This is a genomic window from Microbacterium sp. LjRoot45 (assembly GCF_964253325.1).
In the GTDB taxonomy this organism is placed as follows: domain Bacteria; phylum Actinomycetota; class Actinomycetes; order Actinomycetales; family Microbacteriaceae; genus Microbacterium.
In genome coordinates, this window is the sequence record NZ_CAXUQM020000001.1 from 1,821,427 (window position 1) to 1,838,354 (window position 16,928).

The 16,928-nt window shown below is 69.9% G+C and carries 19 protein-coding genes; 7 read left to right on the forward strand and 12 right to left on the reverse strand.

All coding sequences use genetic code 11. From position 1 onward, the window contains the following. Window positions 1-15 precede the first annotated feature (15 nt). Both ACSQ18_RS08650 and ACSQ18_RS08655 read left to right on the forward strand, forming a co-directional pair. Window positions 16-1,434 (forward strand): aminopeptidase P family protein, encoded by a 1,419-nt coding sequence (locus ACSQ18_RS08650; RefSeq protein ID WP_436036777.1) that lies wholly within the window; start codon window positions 16-18, stop codon window positions 1,432-1,434. Further along, window positions 1,431-3,224: a gamma-glutamyltransferase family protein gene (locus ACSQ18_RS08655; RefSeq protein ID WP_436036778.1), complete on the forward strand. Its 1,794-nt coding sequence runs from the start codon at window positions 1,431-1,433 to the stop codon at window positions 3,222-3,224. Before ACSQ18_RS08650 ends, ACSQ18_RS08655 begins: the two co-directional genes overlap by 4 nt. On the opposite strand, the gene ACSQ18_RS08660 is transcribed toward ACSQ18_RS08655, so the two are convergent. Together ACSQ18_RS08660 and ACSQ18_RS08665 are read right to left on the reverse strand one after the other, a co-directional pair. Next, window positions 3,156-3,893, reverse strand: a complete 738-nt coding sequence (locus tag ACSQ18_RS08660) for an alpha/beta hydrolase family protein (protein WP_436036779.1) — start codon at window positions 3,891-3,893, stop codon at window positions 3,156-3,158. The two genes, ACSQ18_RS08655 and ACSQ18_RS08660, sit on opposite strands and share 69 nt — an antisense overlap. Continuing rightward, the gene (locus ACSQ18_RS08665) at window positions 3,890-4,504 is read right to left on the reverse strand and encodes a general stress protein (protein WP_436036780.1); all 615 of its coding nucleotides are present in this window, start codon (window positions 4,502-4,504) and stop codon (window positions 3,890-3,892) included. The genes ACSQ18_RS08660 and ACSQ18_RS08665 overlap by 4 nt, the downstream gene beginning before the upstream one ends. Before the next feature lie 72 nt (window positions 4,505-4,576). Between ACSQ18_RS08665 and ACSQ18_RS08670 the strand changes: the two genes are divergently transcribed. Genes ACSQ18_RS08670 through ACSQ18_RS08680 form a run of 3 tightly spaced genes read left to right on the forward strand, consistent with a single transcriptional unit; the run spans window position 4,577 to window position 7,532 of the window. After that, the gene (locus ACSQ18_RS08670; protein ID WP_436036781.1) at window positions 4,577-5,869 is read left to right on the forward strand and encodes a magnesium transporter MgtE N-terminal domain-containing protein; all 1,293 of its coding nucleotides are present in this window, start codon (window positions 4,577-4,579) and stop codon (window positions 5,867-5,869) included. Then, the gene (locus tag ACSQ18_RS08675; protein ID WP_436036782.1) at window positions 5,869-6,393 is read left to right on the forward strand and encodes a DUF1003 domain-containing protein; all 525 of its coding nucleotides are present in this window, start codon (window positions 5,869-5,871) and stop codon (window positions 6,391-6,393) included. Before ACSQ18_RS08670 ends, ACSQ18_RS08675 begins: the two co-directional genes overlap by 1 nt. Then, window positions 6,390-7,532 (forward strand): Mrp/NBP35 family ATP-binding protein, encoded by a 1,143-nt coding sequence (locus ACSQ18_RS08680; RefSeq protein WP_436036784.1) that lies wholly within the window; start codon window positions 6,390-6,392, stop codon window positions 7,530-7,532. The genes ACSQ18_RS08675 and ACSQ18_RS08680 overlap by 4 nt, the downstream gene beginning before the upstream one ends. A 5-nt stretch (window positions 7,533-7,537) precedes the next feature. Here the strand turns inward: ACSQ18_RS08680 and ACSQ18_RS08685 are convergent, their stop codons facing one another. Further along, the gene (locus tag ACSQ18_RS08685; RefSeq protein WP_436036785.1) at window positions 7,538-7,960 is read right to left on the reverse strand and encodes a Sec-independent protein translocase TatB; all 423 of its coding nucleotides are present in this window, start codon (window positions 7,958-7,960) and stop codon (window positions 7,538-7,540) included. A gap of 73 nt (window positions 7,961-8,033) precedes the next feature. Between ACSQ18_RS08685 and ACSQ18_RS08690 the strand changes: the two genes are divergently transcribed. Beyond that, window positions 8,034-8,693: an O-methyltransferase gene (locus ACSQ18_RS08690; RefSeq protein ID WP_436036787.1), complete on the forward strand. Its 660-nt coding sequence runs from the start codon at window positions 8,034-8,036 to the stop codon at window positions 8,691-8,693. A gap of 64 nt (window positions 8,694-8,757) precedes the next feature. Here the strand turns inward: ACSQ18_RS08690 and ACSQ18_RS08695 are convergent, their stop codons facing one another. The 3 genes from ACSQ18_RS08695 to dapE form a co-directional block, all read right to left on the reverse strand. Further along, a complete protein-coding gene (locus ACSQ18_RS08695) occupies window positions 8,758-8,931 on the reverse strand; it encodes a DUF3117 domain-containing protein (protein WP_082406089.1) in 174 nt (57 codons plus the stop codon). A gap of 101 nt (window positions 8,932-9,032) precedes the next feature. Further along, window positions 9,033-10,250, reverse strand: a complete 1,218-nt coding sequence (locus ACSQ18_RS08700; protein ID WP_436036788.1) for a hypothetical protein — start codon at window positions 10,248-10,250, stop codon at window positions 9,033-9,035. Then, the gene (gene dapE, locus ACSQ18_RS08705; RefSeq protein WP_436036789.1) at window positions 10,232-11,308 is read right to left on the reverse strand and encodes a succinyl-diaminopimelate desuccinylase; all 1,077 of its coding nucleotides are present in this window, start codon (window positions 11,306-11,308) and stop codon (window positions 10,232-10,234) included. Before dapE ends, ACSQ18_RS08700 begins: the two co-directional genes overlap by 19 nt. Window positions 11,309-11,381: 73 nt before the next feature. On the opposite strand from dapE, the gene dapD reads away from it, so the two are divergent. Beyond that, complete coding sequence (gene dapD / locus ACSQ18_RS08710) at window positions 11,382-12,326, forward strand: 2,3,4,5-tetrahydropyridine-2,6-dicarboxylate N-succinyltransferase (protein ID WP_436036790.1); 945 nt, start codon at window positions 11,382-11,384, stop codon at window positions 12,324-12,326. A 15-nt stretch (window positions 12,327-12,341) separates the two neighbouring features. Here dapD and ACSQ18_RS08715 read toward each other — a convergent pair whose 3' ends face one another. From ACSQ18_RS08715 to ACSQ18_RS08740, 6 genes are all read right to left on the reverse strand, one after another. Beyond that, window positions 12,342-12,698 (reverse strand): SHOCT domain-containing protein, encoded by a 357-nt coding sequence (locus tag ACSQ18_RS08715; protein WP_436036791.1) that lies wholly within the window; start codon window positions 12,696-12,698, stop codon window positions 12,342-12,344. A gap of 79 nt (window positions 12,699-12,777) precedes the next feature. Then, window positions 12,778-13,539 (reverse strand): dimethylargininase, encoded by a 762-nt coding sequence (gene ddaH, locus ACSQ18_RS08720; protein ID WP_436036792.1) that lies wholly within the window; start codon window positions 13,537-13,539, stop codon window positions 12,778-12,780. Between the two features lie 65 nt (window positions 13,540-13,604). Continuing rightward, a complete protein-coding gene (locus tag ACSQ18_RS08725) occupies window positions 13,605-14,897 on the reverse strand; it encodes a citrate synthase (RefSeq protein WP_436036793.1) in 1,293 nt (430 codons plus the stop codon). Between the two features lie 101 nt (window positions 14,898-14,998). Continuing rightward, window positions 14,999-16,126 (reverse strand): succinyldiaminopimelate transaminase, encoded by a 1,128-nt coding sequence (gene dapC, locus ACSQ18_RS08730; protein WP_436036794.1) that lies wholly within the window; start codon window positions 16,124-16,126, stop codon window positions 14,999-15,001. Beyond that, the gene (gene fdxA / locus ACSQ18_RS08735; RefSeq protein WP_144808159.1) at window positions 16,126-16,446 is read right to left on the reverse strand and encodes a ferredoxin; all 321 of its coding nucleotides are present in this window, start codon (window positions 16,444-16,446) and stop codon (window positions 16,126-16,128) included. The genes dapC and fdxA overlap by 1 nt, the downstream gene beginning before the upstream one ends. 18 nt (window positions 16,447-16,464) lie before the next feature. After that, window positions 16,465-16,905 (reverse strand): DUF6113 family protein, encoded by a 441-nt coding sequence (locus ACSQ18_RS08740; protein ID WP_436038409.1) that lies wholly within the window; start codon window positions 16,903-16,905, stop codon window positions 16,465-16,467. Window positions 16,906-16,928 lie beyond the last annotated feature (23 nt).

Below are 16,928 nucleotides of genomic sequence, written 5' to 3' on the forward strand. Positions count from 1 at the left end.
GCGAGACTGGATGCCATGAGCACGAGCGACAGCGACACGATCGCCGACACCCCCGCCACGGCAGAGCCGCAGGAGAACGCGAACCGCAAGCAGCCCTTCCCGAAGGGCTTCCTCGACACGATCTCGACGGGATGGGCCGAGCGGCCCGACGCCGCGCCGGTGGAGCGCGCGCAGGCTTCTTTCGCCGCCGCGCGCCGTCGCGCCGTCTCGGCGGCGTTCCCGGGTCGGCGCCTCGTGATCCCTGCCGGCTCGCTCAAGCAGCGCTCCAACGACACGGACTATCCGTTCCGTGCGCACTCCGCGTTCGCCCACCTCACGGGCTGGGGGTCCGACGCCGTCCCCGACTCGGTCCTCGTCTTCGACCCCTTCGACGACGGTCACACCGCGACGGTGTACCTGCGTGAGCGCGCGGACCGCACGACGGCCGAGTTCTACGCGGATGCCACGGTCGGCGAGTTCTGGATCGGCCCGCGTCCGGCGCTGGCCGGCGTGGCAGCCGACCTCGGCATCGCGACGGCGCACCTCGCCGATTTCGCACCGGCCCCGGGCGATGTCGTGCTGGATGCCGACGCGGATCTCACCCGGTATGTCTCGGAGCTGCGGCTCGTGAAGGACGCGTACGAGATCGAGCAGATGCGGCAGGCCGTCGCGGTGACCGCGCGAGGATTCGACGACATCGTCGCCGACCTTCCGCGCATCGCCCAGACACCGCGCGGCGAGCGTGCCGTCGAGGGAATCTTCCACCACCGGGCACGGGTCGAGGGCAACGGCGAGGGATACGACACGATCGCCGCCTCCGGACCGCACGCGTGCTACCTGCACTGGACGCGCAACGACGGTCCCGTCGTCGCCGGAGACCTGATCCTCATCGACGCCGGCGCCGAGGTCGACAGCCTCTACACCGCCGACATCACCCGCACACTCCCGGTGTCGGGCACGTTCACGCCGACCCAGCGGAAGATCTACGAAGCGGTCCGGGAGGCCGCAGACGCCGCGTTCGCGGCCGCGCGCCCCGGCGTGACCTTCCGTTCGGTCCACGAGGCGGCCATGCGCGTGATCGCGGCACGCGTCGCGGAATGGGGTCTGCTCCCCGTCACGGCCGAAGAGGCGTTGGATGCCGATAACGGCGGCCAGCACCGTCGCTACATGGTGCACGGCACGAGCCACCACCTCGGGATCGACGTGCACGACTGCGCCCAGGCCCGCCGGGAGATGTACTACGACGGCATCCTGGAAGCGGGCATGGTGTTCACGATCGAGCCCGGTCTCTACTTCCAGATCGACGACCTGACCGTCCCCGAGGAGTTCCGCGGAATCGGGGTGCGCATCGAGGACGACATCCTCATGACGGCCGACGGCCCCGAGAACCTCTCCGCCGGCATCCCTCGCACCGCCGACGAGGTCGAGGCCTGGATCGCGCGGCTCACCGCGTGACCTACACCCCTCCGCCGTCGACGACGACGCGCCCTCAGCTGGAGGGCGTCCACGGCTTCGCCGCTTCGACGCACTGGCTCGCCACCGGTGCAGCACAGGCGGTGCTCGAACGCGGCGGGAACGCGTTCGACGCGGTCGTGGCGGGCGGGTTCGTGCTGCACGTCGTGGAGCCGCACCTCAACGGACCCGGCGGGGATCTGGTCGGAATCTTCCAGACTGCCGGCGCGACCGCTCCGACGGTCCTCATGGGTCAAGGCCCCGCTCCCCGCGGTGCGACGATCGCGCACTTCCGCGCGCAGGGCCTCGAGCTCGTGCCCGGCGCGGGTGGCCTCGCGGCCGCCGTTCCGCTCGCCGTCGACGCGTGGCTCCTGCTTCTGCGCGACCACGGCACCCTCGACCTCGACGACGTGCTGGGCGCCGCGATCACCTACGCACGCGAGGGGCACCCGCTCCTCCCGGCAGCGGCGGCGACCATCGGACGGGTGGCCGATCTCTTCCGTGCGCACTGGCCGACCTCCGCTGCGCTGTGGATGCCGGAAGGCACCGCGCCCCGCGGCGGCGACCTCGTGCGCAACCCCGCTTACGCCGACGTCCTGCAGGACCTCGTCCACGCGTCCGCGGAGGCAGGGGGCGATCGGGCTGCTCGCATCGACGCCGCCCGCGCGCGCTGGCAGAGGATCCTGCACGCCGCCGTCGCCTTCCTCGCGCACCCCCATCGGCACTCCACCGGGACCGATCACGCCGCCGTCCTCGCCGATGCGGACGTCGACTCCCTCGCCGCCTCGTACGAGCCGGCGGTCACGGCGACCTTCCGCGGCCGCACGATCGCGAAGGCGGGGACGTGGACGCAGGGTCCGGCGCTGCTGCAAGCGCTGCGCCTCCTGGAGCCGATGCCCGACGACCGCCTCGACCCGTCCACCGTCGAGGGCGCCCACACCATCATCGAAGTGCTCAAGCTCGCGCTGGCCGATCGAGACGCGCACTTCGGCGACGGCGTCGACCCGAGCCCGCTGCTCGACGATGCGTATGTGGACGGTCGGCGCGGTCTCCTCGGAGCACGGGCCTCACGGGAGTGGCGTCCCGGCTCCCCCACGGGTGAGCCGCCTCACCGCCCGCCGCTGTTCACGGCATCCGCTGCCGACTCGGGCACGGGTGAGCCCACGGTGTCGGCGAGCGGCCAGACCCGGGGCGACACCTGTCACATCGACGTCGTGGACCGCTGGGGGAACATCGTCGCCGTCACACCCTCGGGCGGGTGGCTCCAGTCGTCGCCGACAGTTCCCGAACTCGGCTTCTGCCTGGGCACGCGCCTGCAGATGTGCTGGCTCGACCCGGATTCGCCCTCCGCGCTGCGGCCCGGCGCGCGCCCGCGGACGACGCTCACTCCGACGCTCCTCCTGGAAGACGGGCTCCCCGTCGCCGCCCTCGGCACTCCCGGAGGCGATCAGCAGGATCAGTGGCAGCTCCCCCTGCTGCTGCGGATGCTCGTCGGCGGCTATACCGCGCAGGAGGCGATCGACGCACCGACCCTGCACACCACCGCGCTCATCGACTCGTTCTGGCCGCGCACGTGGAATCCGGCCGGAGTGGTCGCGGAGGATCGCCTCGGGGACGACATCATCGCCGGGCTCGTCGAACGCGGTCACGACGTGCTGCGCGCGGGCGACTGGACGCTCGGCAGACTGTCGGCGGTCGGCATCGATCGCCGACGGCTCCTGGCCTCAGGAGCCCCGGTCCTGTGGGCCGCGGCGAACGCCCGAGGAATGTCCGGGTACGCCGCCGGACGCTGACGAGGTGATGCCCCGGCGTGCCACCCACTCCGCAACGGGGTCGGCCAACGACGCTCCGACCTCGTGGGCAGGACGCTTCGTTCCCGCGACGTCGAAGGAGTGTCCGCCTCCGTCGACCCACGCCACCTCGGCGCGCTGACAGGTCGCAACGACCTCGGCGAACTGCTCCAGAGGCTGGATGAAGGGGTCGCGCGTGCCCTCGACGAACAGCTGCGGCGCGGTGATCGCGGGGAGGTGTGCCGCGCGGAGCTTCTCGGGGGCGCCCGGGGGATGCAGCGGGTACCCCAGGTAGACGAGCCCCGCGGGCGCGATCAGCCCCTCGGCGGCCGCCATCGACGCCATGCGTCCGCCGTACGACTTCCCGGCCGCGATCACCGGCACCCCGGGGAAGCGTTGCTCGGCATCCCGCATCGCCGCAGTCCACGTCGCCATGGCGTGGGCCGCAGGACCCGGCATCCGTCGACCGGCCTCGAGATAGGGGAAGACGAAGCGCTCGACCGCGAAGCGTGCCTGCACCAGCGCATCGGCGAGACCGGTGAGGAACGGGTGGCCCATGCCGGCGCCCGCACCGTGCGCGAGGAGGATGACCGCGACCGGGTCGGCCGGCGCTTGGACGAGGGCAGAGACGCGGGTAGATCCCGCCGGCAGGTCGACCTCGAAGCCGGTCACGACCCCGAGGGAGTCTCCGCCGTCGGCGAGTCCGGGTCGGCGGGACGCGTCTCCGGCGTCTGTTCGGGGGCCGGATCGATGCGCTCCCCGTACTGAGGCGGAACGCGGGAGTCGATGATCGGCGTCGCCGGCGCGGCCGGGGCTGTCGCGACGCCGGCGATCTCCCGTGCACGTGCGAGCGACCTCGGCAGGACGGTCACGTCGTAGTGGTCGGCGATGAGCTGTGTGATCGAGGTGTAGTCACGGCGACGGCGCAGCACCGAGTAGGTGATGATGCTCATCAGCATGCCGATCGCGATGCCCACGAGCATCACTCCCACGAAGAGCTGGATGGCCGCATTCGGGGTGCCGAGCACGAAGATGGCGGAGAAGAGAAGACCCAACAGGATGCCGTTGATGGCACCCGAGCGCGCGGCGGCGGCGTACCCCAGCCGGCCCGTGACGGTCTCGACCGATCGCAGTCCGCGACCGACGATCGCGATGTCCTTCGCCGGGATCTCTGCGGCGATGAGGCGCGACACCGTCTTCTGGGCGCCCTCGTACGACGAGTACTCGGCGATCGTCTCGCCGTGCTCCTGCGGAGTGCCGCCCATCATGCTCACGTTCTCCATCTTGTCATGCCCGGCTCCGGAGTAGCCGGTGCGGTCACCGCTTTCGCGGCGGTCGCGGACTACGCTGGACGAGTGAGTACGCAGCGGGTTTTCGTCGCGCGCCTGGTCGGGTGCGCCGTCTTCGACCCCGCCGGCGACCGGCTCGGCAGGGTCCGGGATGTCGTCGTCATCTTCCGAAAAGACGATCCGCCGCGCGTCGTGGGACTCGTGGTGGAGATTCCCGGCCGCCGTCACGTGTTCCTCTCGATCGGGCGTGTCACATCGATCGCGACGGGACAGGTCATCACGACGGGCCTCATCAACGTCCGTCGCTTCCAGCAGCGCGGCGGTGAAGTGCGCGTCATGGCTGAACTGCTCGGACGCCGCATCTTCTTTCGTGACGGATCGGGCGAGGCGGTCATCGAGGATGCCGCGATCGAGCGCAATCGCCTCGGCGAGTGGGATATCGGGCAGCTCTTCCTGCGCAAGCCCAAGACGAGCGCGTCTCCCTTCGCCAAGGGGCCGACGACGTTCGCCCAGTGGAGCGATGTACGTGAGCAGTCCACCCCCGGTGAGGCGCAATCCGCCGAGCAGCTCGTGGCGAGCTACTCCGAGCTGAAGGCCGCCGACCTGGCGAACACCCTGCTCGACCTCCCCGAGGAGCGCCTGCTGGAGGTCGCCGAGGAACTGCCGGACGACCGTCTCGCCGACGCTCTCGAAGAGATGCCCGAAGACGAGCAGGTCCACATTCTCGAGGCGCTCGGCGATGAGCGCGCGGCCGACATCCTGGACCAGATGGAGCCCGACGACGCCGCGGACGTCCTCGCCCAGCTTCCCGAACAGCAGCGTGAAGAACTGCTGGAGCTCATGGAGCCCGAAGAGGCCGAGGACGTACGAGAGCTGCTCAAGTACGGCTCCGACACGGCCGGTGGTCTGATGACGAGCGAGCCCATCGTGCTGTCGGCCGACGCGACCGTCGCGGAGGCACTGGCGCTCATTCGTCGCCACGAACTCCATCCCGCACTGGCGGCGGCCGTCTTCGTCACCCTGCCCCCGTACGAGACCCCGACCGGGCGCCTCCTGGGTACCGTCCATTTCCAGCGTATGCTGCGCTACCCACCGCACGAGCGGCTGGGTGCCATCATCGACGACACCGTCGATGCGGTTCCGGTCACGGGCTCCGCCGCCGAGGTCGCGCGACTGCTCGCGAGCTACAACCTCGTCTCCCTGCCCGTCGTCGACGCCGCACACCGGCTCGTGGGCGTCGTGAGCGTCGACGACGTGCTGGACTACCTCCTGCCGGAGGACTGGCGCTCCCATGACGACGGTGACGACGCTCCCGCCCCGCGGCAGGCAGCCCCGACCTTCACGGCGAGGAGGCGATGATGGCGCGCACGACCCGTCAGGCGTCGCTCGACGCACCCCTCGGCCGCACGACGCGACGCGCTCCGCAGCCGTCGCGTGATCGGTTCGGTCGCTTCACCGAGTGGATCGCGCGGGCCATGGGCACGCCGATGTTCCTGCTCATCCTGTCGCTGTTCTGCGTCGGCTGGATCTCGTGGAACACACTCATGCCCGAGTGGCTGCGGTTCGACTCCCAGGAGTACGGGTTCACCGTCCTCACCCTCGTCCTGTCGTTGCAGGCGTCGTATGCCGCCCCGCTCATCCTGTTGGCGCAGAACCGTCAGGACGACCGCGACCGGGTGCAGATCGAGCAGGACCGTCAGCGGGCCGAGCGCAACCTCGCCGACACCGAGTACCTCGCGCGCGAGGTCGTGGCGCTGCGGATGGCTCTCACCGACCTCACGGGAGAGCTGGTCACGAGAGAGACGCTGCGTCAGGAACTCACCCGCGTCGTGGAACAGCTCGACGCGCGCGACGCAGCGGCGACCGACGACGCCCGCCTGTGAGCGACGCATCGATCACAGACGCCGTGCGCCGCGCGGTCTCGGGCGTCGCCGATCCTGAACTGCGCCGTCCGATCGGCGAACTCGACATGGTGCGCGACATCGTCGTCGAGGGCGAGCAGGCCCGTGTCTCGATCGCGCTGACGATCGTCGGCTGCCCGGCCGCCGACCGCATCGTACGTGACGTGCGAGAGGCCGCGGCATCCGTTCCCGGCGTGAACGACGTCGTCGTCTCAGTGGGTGTCATGACGCCCGCCGAGCGATCGGCGCTGACCGGGCGCCTGCGGGGCGGACCACGACGGATGCCGTTCGGTCCCGACTCGCTCACCCGCGTCATCGCCGTCACGAGCGGCAAGGGGGGCGTCGGCAAGTCCACCGTCACCGCGAACCTCGCCGTCGCGTTGGCCCAGCAGGGCCTCGCCGTCGGGCTGATCGACGCCGACGTCCACGGATTCTCCATCCCCGGCCTGCTGGGTCTCGTCGGCCCCGATGGGCTCCCGCCGGCGCCGACACGAGTCGACGACCTCATGCTCCCGCCGGTCGCGTATGACGTGAAGACGATCTCGATCGGCATGTTCCTCCCGCGCGACTCCCCCACCGCGGGCGCCGTGGCCTGGCGCGGGCCGATGCTGCATCGCACCGTGCAGCAGTTCCTCACGGACGTCTACTTCGGCGACCTCGATGTGCTGCTGCTGGACATGCCGCCCGGAACGGGAGACATCGCGATCTCCGTGGGGCAGCTCCTCCCGCATGCCGAGGTGCTGGTGGTCACTACGCCCCAGGCGGCGGCGGCCGAGGTGGCTGTGCGCAGCGGCCTCGTCGCCCGTCAGACGGGGCAGCGGGTGACCGGCGTCATCGAGAACATGGCGGCTCTCACGCTTCCCGACGGCACGACCCTCGACCTGTTCGGCAGCGGTGGCGGCGAAGCCGTCGCGGCGGCCCTCAGCGCCGACACCACGGTGCCGCTGCTGGGCTCCATTCCGTTGAGCGCGCCGCTGCGCACGAGTGCGGATCAGGGCGTGCCCGTCGTGATCGCCGATCCGGACGACCCGGCCGCACGGATGCTCACCGAGATCGCCGCCGCGCTTGCGGCGAGGCCGCGCGGGCTGTCGGGCCGTTCCCTCCCCTTCGCGCCTGCCTGAGACGGTCAGGTCGCTTCGGAGTCGAACGGCACGGGCTCGTCGGCGGCGCGCCGTCGAGGCGCCTTCGGGCTCCCGCTCTCGCTCTCGCTCTCGCTCTCGACAGCCTCCGCAGCGGATGCCACGGGAGCCACGATCGCCGGTGCGATGGCGGCGGCGCGTGCCGGCGGCGGAGTGTCGTCCAGCAGCGCATCGCGGATGATCCGACGCGGGTCGTATTGTCGGGGATCGAGCTTGCGCCACTCGATGTCGTCGAAGTCCTCGCCCATCTCGTCCTTGACGCGCGAGCGCGCCCCCTGGAGCCAGTCGCGTGCGCGAACGGTGAACTTCGCCAGCAGCTCCGCGTAGTGCGGCAGCTTCTCCGGGCCGAGCAGAAGCGCCGCCACCACGAGGATGATGACGATCTTCTCCATGTCGATCCCGAAGAACATGGCTCAAGGTTACCCGTGCGCCTCGGTGTCCACGGCGCCCGCGCGGCCTACGCTGGCAGAGGAGGTCCAGCACATGCGTGACAACGAGTCCAACCGCGATTTCGAGGCGATCCGCCGGTTCGCGGATGAGGCGACGGTCGAACCGGAGGCGATCGCTCGCGCCCGGGCGCACGCGCTCGAACTGGGCGCCGATCCGGTCAGCGCACCCGTCGGGGCGCAGTGCGCCGTCATCGCCGCGGCGACCGCGGCATTGAACATCGTCGAGATCGGCACGGGTGGGGGCGTCTCGGGCCTGTGGCTGCTCCGCGGCTCCCCCCGCGCGACCCTCACGACCATCGACGTCGAGCCCGAACACCTCGCCGCCGCGCGCGGTGCCTTCGCCGAAGCGAAGATCCCCCCGGCGCGCGCCCGCTTCATCGCGGGGCGGGCAGCCGATGTGCTCCCCCGGATGAACGAGGCGTCCTACGACATCGTGCTCGTCGACGCCGACGCCGAGGGCGCCATCGAATACGTCGAACACGGCCTGCGCCTGGTGCGTGCGGGCGGCACGGTTCTGGTTCCTCGCGTGCTGGCCGGCGGCGCCGTCGCCGATCCGGTGAAGCGGAATGCCGTGACGAGCGCCTATCGTTCGCTCATCCAGGAGACGCAGTCCTCCCCCGCCGTCCTCGGCGCCCTCTCCATCGTCGGAGAGGGACTGCTCCAGCTCACGACGACGCAGAGCGACGGACGCTGACGTCCTCGTCGCGAGCATACGACGAGGGGCCGGTCCGAAGACCGGCCCCTCGTCTGTCGTGAGGTCAGGCGGCGCCGACGACCTCGCCCAGAACGCTGTGGAGTTCCTTGGCCTCGTCGTCGTTCACCGAGACGACCAGACGGCCGCCGCCTTCGAGAGGCACGCGCACGATGATGAGGCGTCCCTCCTTCACGGCCTCCATCGGTCCGTCACCGGTTCGCGGCTTCATGGCTGCCATTGCGGCTCCTTTTCGTTGAGTACCCGACAAGTTTACCCGTCTGCGCGGATAGCGCGTTCCGCAGGCACCGGAACGAAGCGCAACACACGCCGACGACACCCTCAGGGAATCTGGTAGTACGTGCTCGCGAGGGCGAACATGTTGAGGATCCACACCCATTGGCCGACGAGGCATGCTGCGAGCACCCCGACGCGCCAGGCGAGCGATCGCGGGAGAGCGAGCGCGCCCGACAACGGTGCGAGAGGCACGAGCAGCCGGAAGAGACTGGACTGCGGGAAGAACACGGCCAGCAAGTAGACGAGGTAGCTCGCCGACCACAGTCGCACCTCCGCCCCGAGCCGGCGCACCTGCGGCACGAAGAGGAGGACGGCGGCAGCCGCCACGACCCCTACGCCCAGCGCCACATATCCCCAGACCGGGTCGAGACCCCATAGCCGGAACCAGATGGCGGCGGCCTGCACGAAGCCGTCGAAGGGTACGAACACGCCCGCTTCTCCGGTCCACGACCGACGCCAGCTGAGCTCGGTCTCGAGGTAGCCCGACGGGTCGCCGGTGACCAGACCCGCGATGATCTGCCAGGAGAACCCGACGGCGGCGGCCCACAGCCCCAGGACCACGATGTGAACCACCTCGCGTGCCGACAGCGGATCATTCTCACGGCGGAACCAGCGCCAGATCCCGTAGAGCGCGAGGAACAGCGAGAACGCCAGCACCCCCGGTCGCGTGTAGCCCATGAGCGGGATGAGGAGGTACAACGGCACGAACCGGCGGCGCTGCACGCACCACAGTGCGCAGAACAGCCACAGGAGGAACAGCGCCTCGGCGTATCCGATCTGGAACAACGCCGCGAGCGGTCCGCTCACGAAGAAGACCACCGCCCACATCGCGGCGGACGCATCTATGCGGTCGCGAAGCAGCCGGTAGAGCACCAGCGCAGACAGGTATCCGGCGACGAGGGAGACGATCAACGCGCCGAGGCCGTAGTTGCCGAAGCCGACGAGCGTGGCGAGCACGGGGTAGAGCGGCATGAACGCCCACTGGTTGGTGGTGACCTCGCCGGTCTCGTCGCGCGGCAGATCGCTCGGATAGCCGAAACCCGCGATGAACGAGTACCACTCGGCATCCCAGCCCATCACGAACGAACCGATGGTGGCGTCGGGCCCGAAGCGGGAGCCCTCGCCGGACAGCTCCGCCGCGATGAGCAGGAAGACGGTCGTGACCGCCCGGGCCAGCACATAGACGATCGCGATCTGCAGCGCCGGCGACAGGCGGGAGAGGACCGACTGCGCGTGCGGGCGCGTCAGGGCGCCGTCAGCCACGCCCGAAGGCCCCGCTCGACGTCGTCGATCTGGGCGACCGCGACGCGTTCCTCGTCATGGTGGGCGAGGTGAGGGTCGCCGGGCCCGTAGTTGACGGCGGGAACACCCAGCTCGGAGAAGCGGGCCACGTCGGTCCAGCCGTACTTCGGGCGCGGCTCGGCGCCCACGGCCGCCAGGAACTCCTGCGCGAGCGGCGCGTCAAGCCCCGGCCGCGCTCCGGGTGCGACGTCGAGAATCTCGACCTCGAAGCCGGCGAAGACATCGCGTACGTGCGCCGCGGCTTCCTCGCCGCTTCGGCGAGGTGCGAACCGGTAGTTCACCTCCACCTCGCAGACATCGGGGATGACGTTCCCGGCGATGCCGCCACGGACGCCCACCGCGTTCAGTCCCTCGCGGTACACCAGGCCGTCGACTTCGAGGTCGCGCGTGCGGTACTCCGCCAGACGCGCGAGAATCGGGGCCGCCTTGTGGATCGCGTTCTCGCCGATCCACGAACGGGCGCTGTGGGCACGGACCCCGTGGGTGCGCACGACAGCGCGCAGCGTGCCGTTGCACCCGCCCTCGACCTGCCCGTTCGACGGCTCGCCGAGAATGGCGAAGTCGGCCTCGAAGATATCGGGACGGGTCGCGACGAGCCGCGTGAGCGCGTTGCGATCGGAATCCACCTCTTCGTGGTCGTACCAGATCCAGGTGAGGTCGACGCGCGGTTCGACGAGCTCGGCGGCGAGCTTCAACTGCACCGCGACACCGGCCTTCATGTCGACGGTGCCGCGCCCCCACAGATAGGGCTCGCCGTCGATCTCGATGTCCCGCGTGGGCAGGTTCTCGTTGATCGGCACCGTGTCGATATGCCCCGCGATCGCCACGCGCTGCGCCCGCCCGAGACGTGTGCGGGCGATGATCGTGTCACCGTCGCGCTCGACATGGAGATGAGGGTAGGCGCTGACGGCCGCGTGGATGGCGTCGGCGAGTGTCGTCTCGTCATCGGAGACGCTGGGGATGTCGCAGATCGCACGCGTGAGCTCGAGCGCGGAGACGGTCAGATCGAGCGTGGGCATGAGGCCGATTCTACCGAGACGCAGGATGACCACCGCGTTCAGAGGGCCGCGGCCGGCCGGATAGCCTGGGGGTATGAGCGAGCAGCGGTGGGTATGGGGTGTCGGGCTGGCGACGGTGGATAACGGCGGCGTCGTCCTCGACACGTGGTTTCCCGCACCTGCACACGGGCGCGCCCCCGAGCGGCCGGACCTTGCGCTCGTCGCCGACGGAGTCGGAGAGGACGAGCGTCGCGACGTGACCATCGAGTCCGTCGTCGTCGAGATCGATCTGGATGCCGCCCCCGCCAGCACCTCCGATGCCTATCTCCGGCTGCATGCGCTCTCGCACCGCCTCGTCGCCCCGAACGAACTCGATCTGACCGGCATTTTCGCCCACCTCCCGAACGTGGCGTGGACGAACGCCGGTCCGGTGCACCCCGACGCGCTGACCCGCCTCCGTCCGCGCCTGCAGCGCGCCGGCATCCAGGTGCAGGGTCTCGACAAGTTCCCGCGGCTGCTCGACTACGTCGCCCCGCCCGGGGTGCGGATCGCCGACGCCTCGCGCGTGCGCCTCGGTGCGCACCTCGCGCCGGGAACGACGGTCATGCACGAGGGCTTCGTGAACTTCAACGCGGGCACCCTCGGCGCATCGATGGTCGAGGGACGCATCTCGCAGGGCGTCGTGGTCGGCGACGGCAGCGACATCGGCGGTGGCGCCTCGATCATGGGCACGCTGTCGGGTGGCGGCAGCCACCGAGTGTCGATCGGCTCCCGCACCCTCCTCGGGGCCAACGCGGGAATCGGCATCTCCCTGGGTGACGATTGCGTCGTGGAGGCGGGTCTGTACGTCACGGCGGGGTCGAAGATCGTGCTGGCCGACGAGCCCACGCGTGCCGACGGCTCCCGGCCGTCGGTCAAGGGTGCCGAGCTGTCGGGGCGCGACGGCATCCTGTTCCGCCGCAACTCGCTCACCGGCGCGATCGAAGCCGTGCGCCGACGCGGCGTCGGCGTCACGCTCAACGAGGCGCTGCACGCCTGATTCGAGAAGCGGGCCTCAGTCCCGGAGCGCGGCGGCTCGCGCCTCACGATGCTCGTCGGCGGTGATCACCCCGCGCGCGAGCAGATCGTCGAGTTCGCGCAGCCGCTCCTCCATCGAACGGGCGGGAGCGGGTGCGGCGAGGACGTCGCTCTTGAGCACCTTCGCGGCCACGGCGGCATCGACGGTGAACGGGTCGGTTCCCGCATCCCTCAGGATGCGGTACTTCCGGTAACCGATGACGGCGCTGAAGATCAGCCCGATCACCATGAGGAAGATGACCACGCCGAAGAAGCCCGCGAAGCTCGCTGAGGCGCCCATGGTCGGGTCGACCGGCTCGATGATGATGTCGTCGATCAACTCCGCGGCGCGCATGTCCACAGCGTAGCGCGCATGTCCACATGCGTAGCGGGTCGTCCGCATTGCCGTCGACAACGCGACGTTACGGGTGAGATCAGTCGCGGACGCGCACCGACAGGCAGGTGACGCACCCCTCGAGCTTCTCGAACTCCGTCACCGGCACCGTGACGACCTCCAGCCCTCTGTCGCGGTACAGCGCGGCCGTCGCCGGCGCGTCGGCCGACATGAGTACGGTGCCGGGATCGAGCACGACGACCGCGGTGCCGTGCTCCTCCGGTACGGGGAGGAAGGCGGGAAAGGCGTCGGGGTCGTCGACCAGTGGCGCATACCCGACGACGGTCCCGTCCGGCAGCGCGGTGACCCCCGATTTGAGGTGCAGCACGCGGGTCACCGGAACCTCGACGACATCCCACCCACGGGGCTCCAGCAGGCCACGCAACTGAAGGATCCCGGCCGCGTTCGTCCGCGACGACGCGCCGACGTAGACGGTGCGGTCCACCTTGAGCACGTCGCCGCCGTCGAGCGTGCCAGGGGCGTCCACCGACACCACCTCCAGCCCGAGCCGCTCCGCCGCCGCCCGCGCGGTCGGCGCCTCGCCGCGTCGAGCCTCGGCGCCCGCGCGGGCGAGCACGATCAGGTCACCGAAGACGATGAGCGCGTCCTCGACGAACACGCCGTCGGGCTGAGCATCGTCCGCGGGGACCTCCACGATCTCCCAGCCGCGCCTCCGGAAGGCGTCCACATAGCCCTCCCACTGGGTGCGCGCGAGCTCGACGTCAACGGGCACGCGTTCGAGATGCGTGAGCTCGCCGTAGGCCAGGTGGGAGGAGGGTCGACGGACGAGAAGTCGTGGCATCCCTCGACCTTATCGGGGTGTGCGACGACCCGCGGGGATGCCGGAGAGCGCTGGCGGAGTCGGGGTCAGATGCCGGGGTAGTCCCGCTGCGGCGACCCGGTGTAGAGCTGCTGAGGCCGCCCGATCTTCGTCTGCGGGTCGAGCTGCATCTCGCGCCAGTGCGCGAGCCAGCCCGGAAGACGGCCGATCGCGAACAGGGGCGTGAACATGCGGGTCGGGAAGCCCATCGCCTTGTAGATGACGCCCGTGTAGAAGTCGACGTTCGGGTAGAGACGACGCTCCTTGAAATAGTCGTCGTTCAGCGCGATGTCCTCGAGCTCCTTGGCGAGGTCGAGGAGCGGATCGTGCACGCCCAACTCCTCCAGCACCTCGTCGGCGGACTCCTTCACGAGCTTGGCGCGGGGGTCGTAGTTCTTGTAGACGCGGTGACCGAAGCCCATGAGCTTCACGCCGTCTTCCTTGTTCTTGACGCGCTCGACGAAACGCTGCACGGTCTCACCCGAATCGCGGATCCGCGCCAGCATGTCGAGGACGGCCTCGTTCGCCCCGCCGTGGAGCGGCCCGTAGAGCGCGTTGATGCCCGCGGAGATGGAGGAGAACTGGTTCGCGCCGGTCGACCCGACCAGGCGGACCGTGGACGTCGACGCGTTCTGCTCGTGGTCTTCGTGAAGGATGAGGAGCCGCTCCAGTGCGCGCGAGGTCACGGGATTCACCTCGTAGAGCTCAGCGAGGACCCCGAAGTTGAGCTTCAGGAAGTTGTCGACGAAGCTCAGCGAGTTGTCCGGGTAGAGGAAGGCCTGTCCGATGCTCTTCTTGTGCGCGTACGCCGCGATGACGGGCAGCTTCGCGAGCAGCCGGATCGTGTTGAGCTCGACGTGATCGGGATTGTTGGGATCGGACTGACCCTCGTAGTACGTCGACAGCGCCGCCGTGGCGGCAGAGAGCATCGACATCGGGTGCGCCGTGTGCGGCAGGGCGGAGAAGAAGCGCTTGAGGTCTTCGTGCAGCAGCGTGTGGCGACGGATCTTGTCGTCCCACTCGCCCAGCTGATCTGCGGTCGGCAGGTCGCCGTACAGGAGCAGCCACGCGACCTCGAGGTAGGTGCTGTTCGTCGCGAGCTGCTCGATCGGGTAGCCCCGATAGCGAAGGATGCCCTCGTCGCCGTCGATGTAGGTGATCGCGGACTTCGTGGCGGCCGTGTTGACGAAGCCGTAGTCGAGCGCCGTGTGGCCCGTCTGCTTCGTGAACGTCGAGAAATCGACGGCGGGGATACCTTCGGTGCCGGTGAGGATCGGCAGCTGCGCCGTCCGGTCTCCGACGGTGACGGTGGCCTGCTGGGGGGTGCCCGACTCGCTCACGAAGCCTCCTTGCGGTCGATCTAGGCGGTCTCTACAGCCTACTGGCCCTCACGGCCTACTCCGATCGGCGCCAAAGGATCACGGCATCCGTAGGAGGAAGTCTACGAGAGCTTGCGCGACTCTTGGACCACTGTGAGGCGATCCGCCGCTGCCGCGATGCGTTCGTCGGTCGCCGTCAGGGAGAAGCGGACGTGCTGCGGGAAGTGCGTCCCGTAGAAGTGTCCCGGACCGGCCAGGATGCCGAGGTCTGCCAGTCGACGCATCGTCTCCCACGCGTCCTCCCCCGCCGTCGCCCACAGATAGAGGCCGCCCTCGCTGTGGTCGATGCGGAAGCCCGCGCGCTCCAGAGCCGGCTTCAGCACGGCGCGCCGCGCGCGGTACAGCTCGCGTTGCGCCGCGACATGCGCGTCGTCGCCGAGAGCGGCGACCATGGCCGCCTGGACCGGTGAGGGAAGCATGAGACCGAGGTGTTTGCGGGCCGTCAGCAATCGCGCGACGATCGAGGCGTCTCCGGCCAGGAAGGCGGCGCGGTAACCCGCGAGATTGGACTGCTTGCTCAGCGAGTAGACGGACAGCAGTCCCTCAAGGTCGCCCTCGGTGACGCGTGGATCCAGCACGCTCGGGACGGGCTCGGCCGCCCATGCGCCGTCCCAGCCGAGTTCCGCGTAGCACTCGTCGGATGCCAGCACGGCACCGAGCTCACGGGCGCGCGCGACCGCGCGGCGGAGTGCGGTGACGTCGAGCACGCGGCCGTCGGGGTTCCCCGGCGAGTTGATCCACACCAGACGAGTGCCCTCCGGCCACGCGTCGGGGTCGTCGGCGGCCAGCGGCGTCGCGCCGACGAGCCGGGCACCGACCTCGTACGTCGGGTAGGCGGCCCGCGGATGCACGACGACATCGCCGGGTCGCACGTCGAGCAGGAGCGGCAGCAGGGCCACCAACTCCTTGGAGCCGACCGTCGGGAGTACCTGGTCGACGGTGAGGCCTGCTACTCCCCGCCGGCGGGCGTACCACTCGACGATGGCTTCTCGAAGGAGCGGAGAGCCGACCGTCTGCGGGTAGGCGTGTGCGTCGGTCGCCTCACGCAGCGCGTCGGCGACGACGTCGGGAGTGGGATCGACGGGCGATCCGATGGAGAGGTCGACGATGCCGCCGGGGTGCGCACGAGCGGTGGCCGCGAACGGGGCCACCGCATCCCAGGGGTAGTCGGCGAGGTCGCTGACGCCCATCAGTGCGACTGCGGAGGCAGGGCGGCGATCAGCGGGTGATCCTTCGCGAGGACACCGATCTTGGCGGCGCCACCGGGCGAGCCGATGTCGTCGAAGAACTCGACGTTCGCGGAGTAGTAGTCCTGCCACTCGTCCGGGAGGTCGTCTTCGTAGTAGATCGCCTCGACGGGGCAGACCGGTTCGCACGCCCCGCAGTCGACGCACTCGTCGGGGTGGATGTACAGGGAGCGCTCACCCTCGTAGATGCAGTCGACGGGGCACTCGTCGATGCACGCACGGTCCTTCACATCCACACAGGGCAGGGCGATCACATACGTCACGCCTTCGAGTCTAGTTCGTCACTCCGCGTGAGGTCCGCCGACGGGCGCAGTCGGCTCGGCGGATTCCGGCGCGGCGGAGTCGGGCGCGGCGGATGCCGGACGCGTCACGCTGGGCCACGCGACGATGATCGCCGCGACGAGCGGGACCACGACCGTCCACACCAGCCCCGTCGAGATCTGGCCGTCGTCGGGAGCGGGGACGATGACCGAACCACCCGGACCGCGTCCCGAGAAGAGCAGCGTCGCGATCATGACGCCGAGCGCCGTCGACAGCGACGCCCAGCGGTCGGCCGTCAGGAGCCGGACCGCGAGGACGATCGCCGCGGCCCCGACGATCGCGACGAGGAGACCGACCGGGAACCATCCCCACGTCGCCGACTGGCCCACGGTGCCGGCTACCCCGAAGACGAATCCGATGATCAGCGCGACGAACCAGGTGCCGGCCCGGGAAAGCGTCATACTCACCGCGTCAGTCTAGGCCG

Coding starts and splice junctions, on each gene's coding strand:
- ACSQ18_RS08650 (WP_436036777.1), top strand. CDS start 16: ATGAGCACGAGCGACAGCGACACGATCGCCGACACCCCCGCCACGGCA.
- ACSQ18_RS08665 (WP_436036780.1), bottom strand. CDS start 4,504: ATGGAGAACGTGAGCATGATGGGCGGCACTCCGCAGGAGCACGGCGAG.
- ACSQ18_RS08675 (WP_436036782.1), top strand. CDS start 5,869: ATGGCGCGCACGACCCGTCAGGCGTCGCTCGACGCACCCCTCGGCCGC.
- ACSQ18_RS08685 (WP_436036785.1), bottom strand. CDS start 7,960: ATGTTCTTCGGGATCGACATGGAGAAGATCGTCATCATCCTCGTGGTG.
- ACSQ18_RS08690 (WP_436036787.1), top strand. CDS start 8,034: ATGCGTGACAACGAGTCCAACCGCGATTTCGAGGCGATCCGCCGGTTC.
- ACSQ18_RS08695 (WP_082406089.1), bottom strand. CDS start 8,931: ATGGCAGCCATGAAGCCGCGAACCGGTGACGGACCGATGGAGGCCGTG.
- dapE (WP_436036789.1), bottom strand. CDS start 11,308: ATGCCCACGCTCGATCTGACCGTCTCCGCGCTCGAGCTCACGCGTGCG.
- dapD (WP_436036790.1), top strand. CDS start 11,382: ATGAGCGAGCAGCGGTGGGTATGGGGTGTCGGGCTGGCGACGGTGGAT.
- ACSQ18_RS08715 (WP_436036791.1), bottom strand. CDS start 12,698: ATGCGCGCCGCGGAGTTGATCGACGACATCATCATCGAGCCGGTCGAC.
- ddaH (WP_436036792.1), bottom strand. CDS start 13,539: ATGCCACGACTTCTCGTCCGTCGACCCTCCTCCCACCTGGCCTACGGC.
- dapC (WP_436036794.1), bottom strand. CDS start 16,126: ATGGGCGTCAGCGACCTCGCCGACTACCCCTGGGATGCGGTGGCCCCG.
- ACSQ18_RS08740 (WP_436038409.1), bottom strand. CDS start 16,905: ATGACGCTTTCCCGGGCCGGCACCTGGTTCGTCGCGCTGATCATCGGA.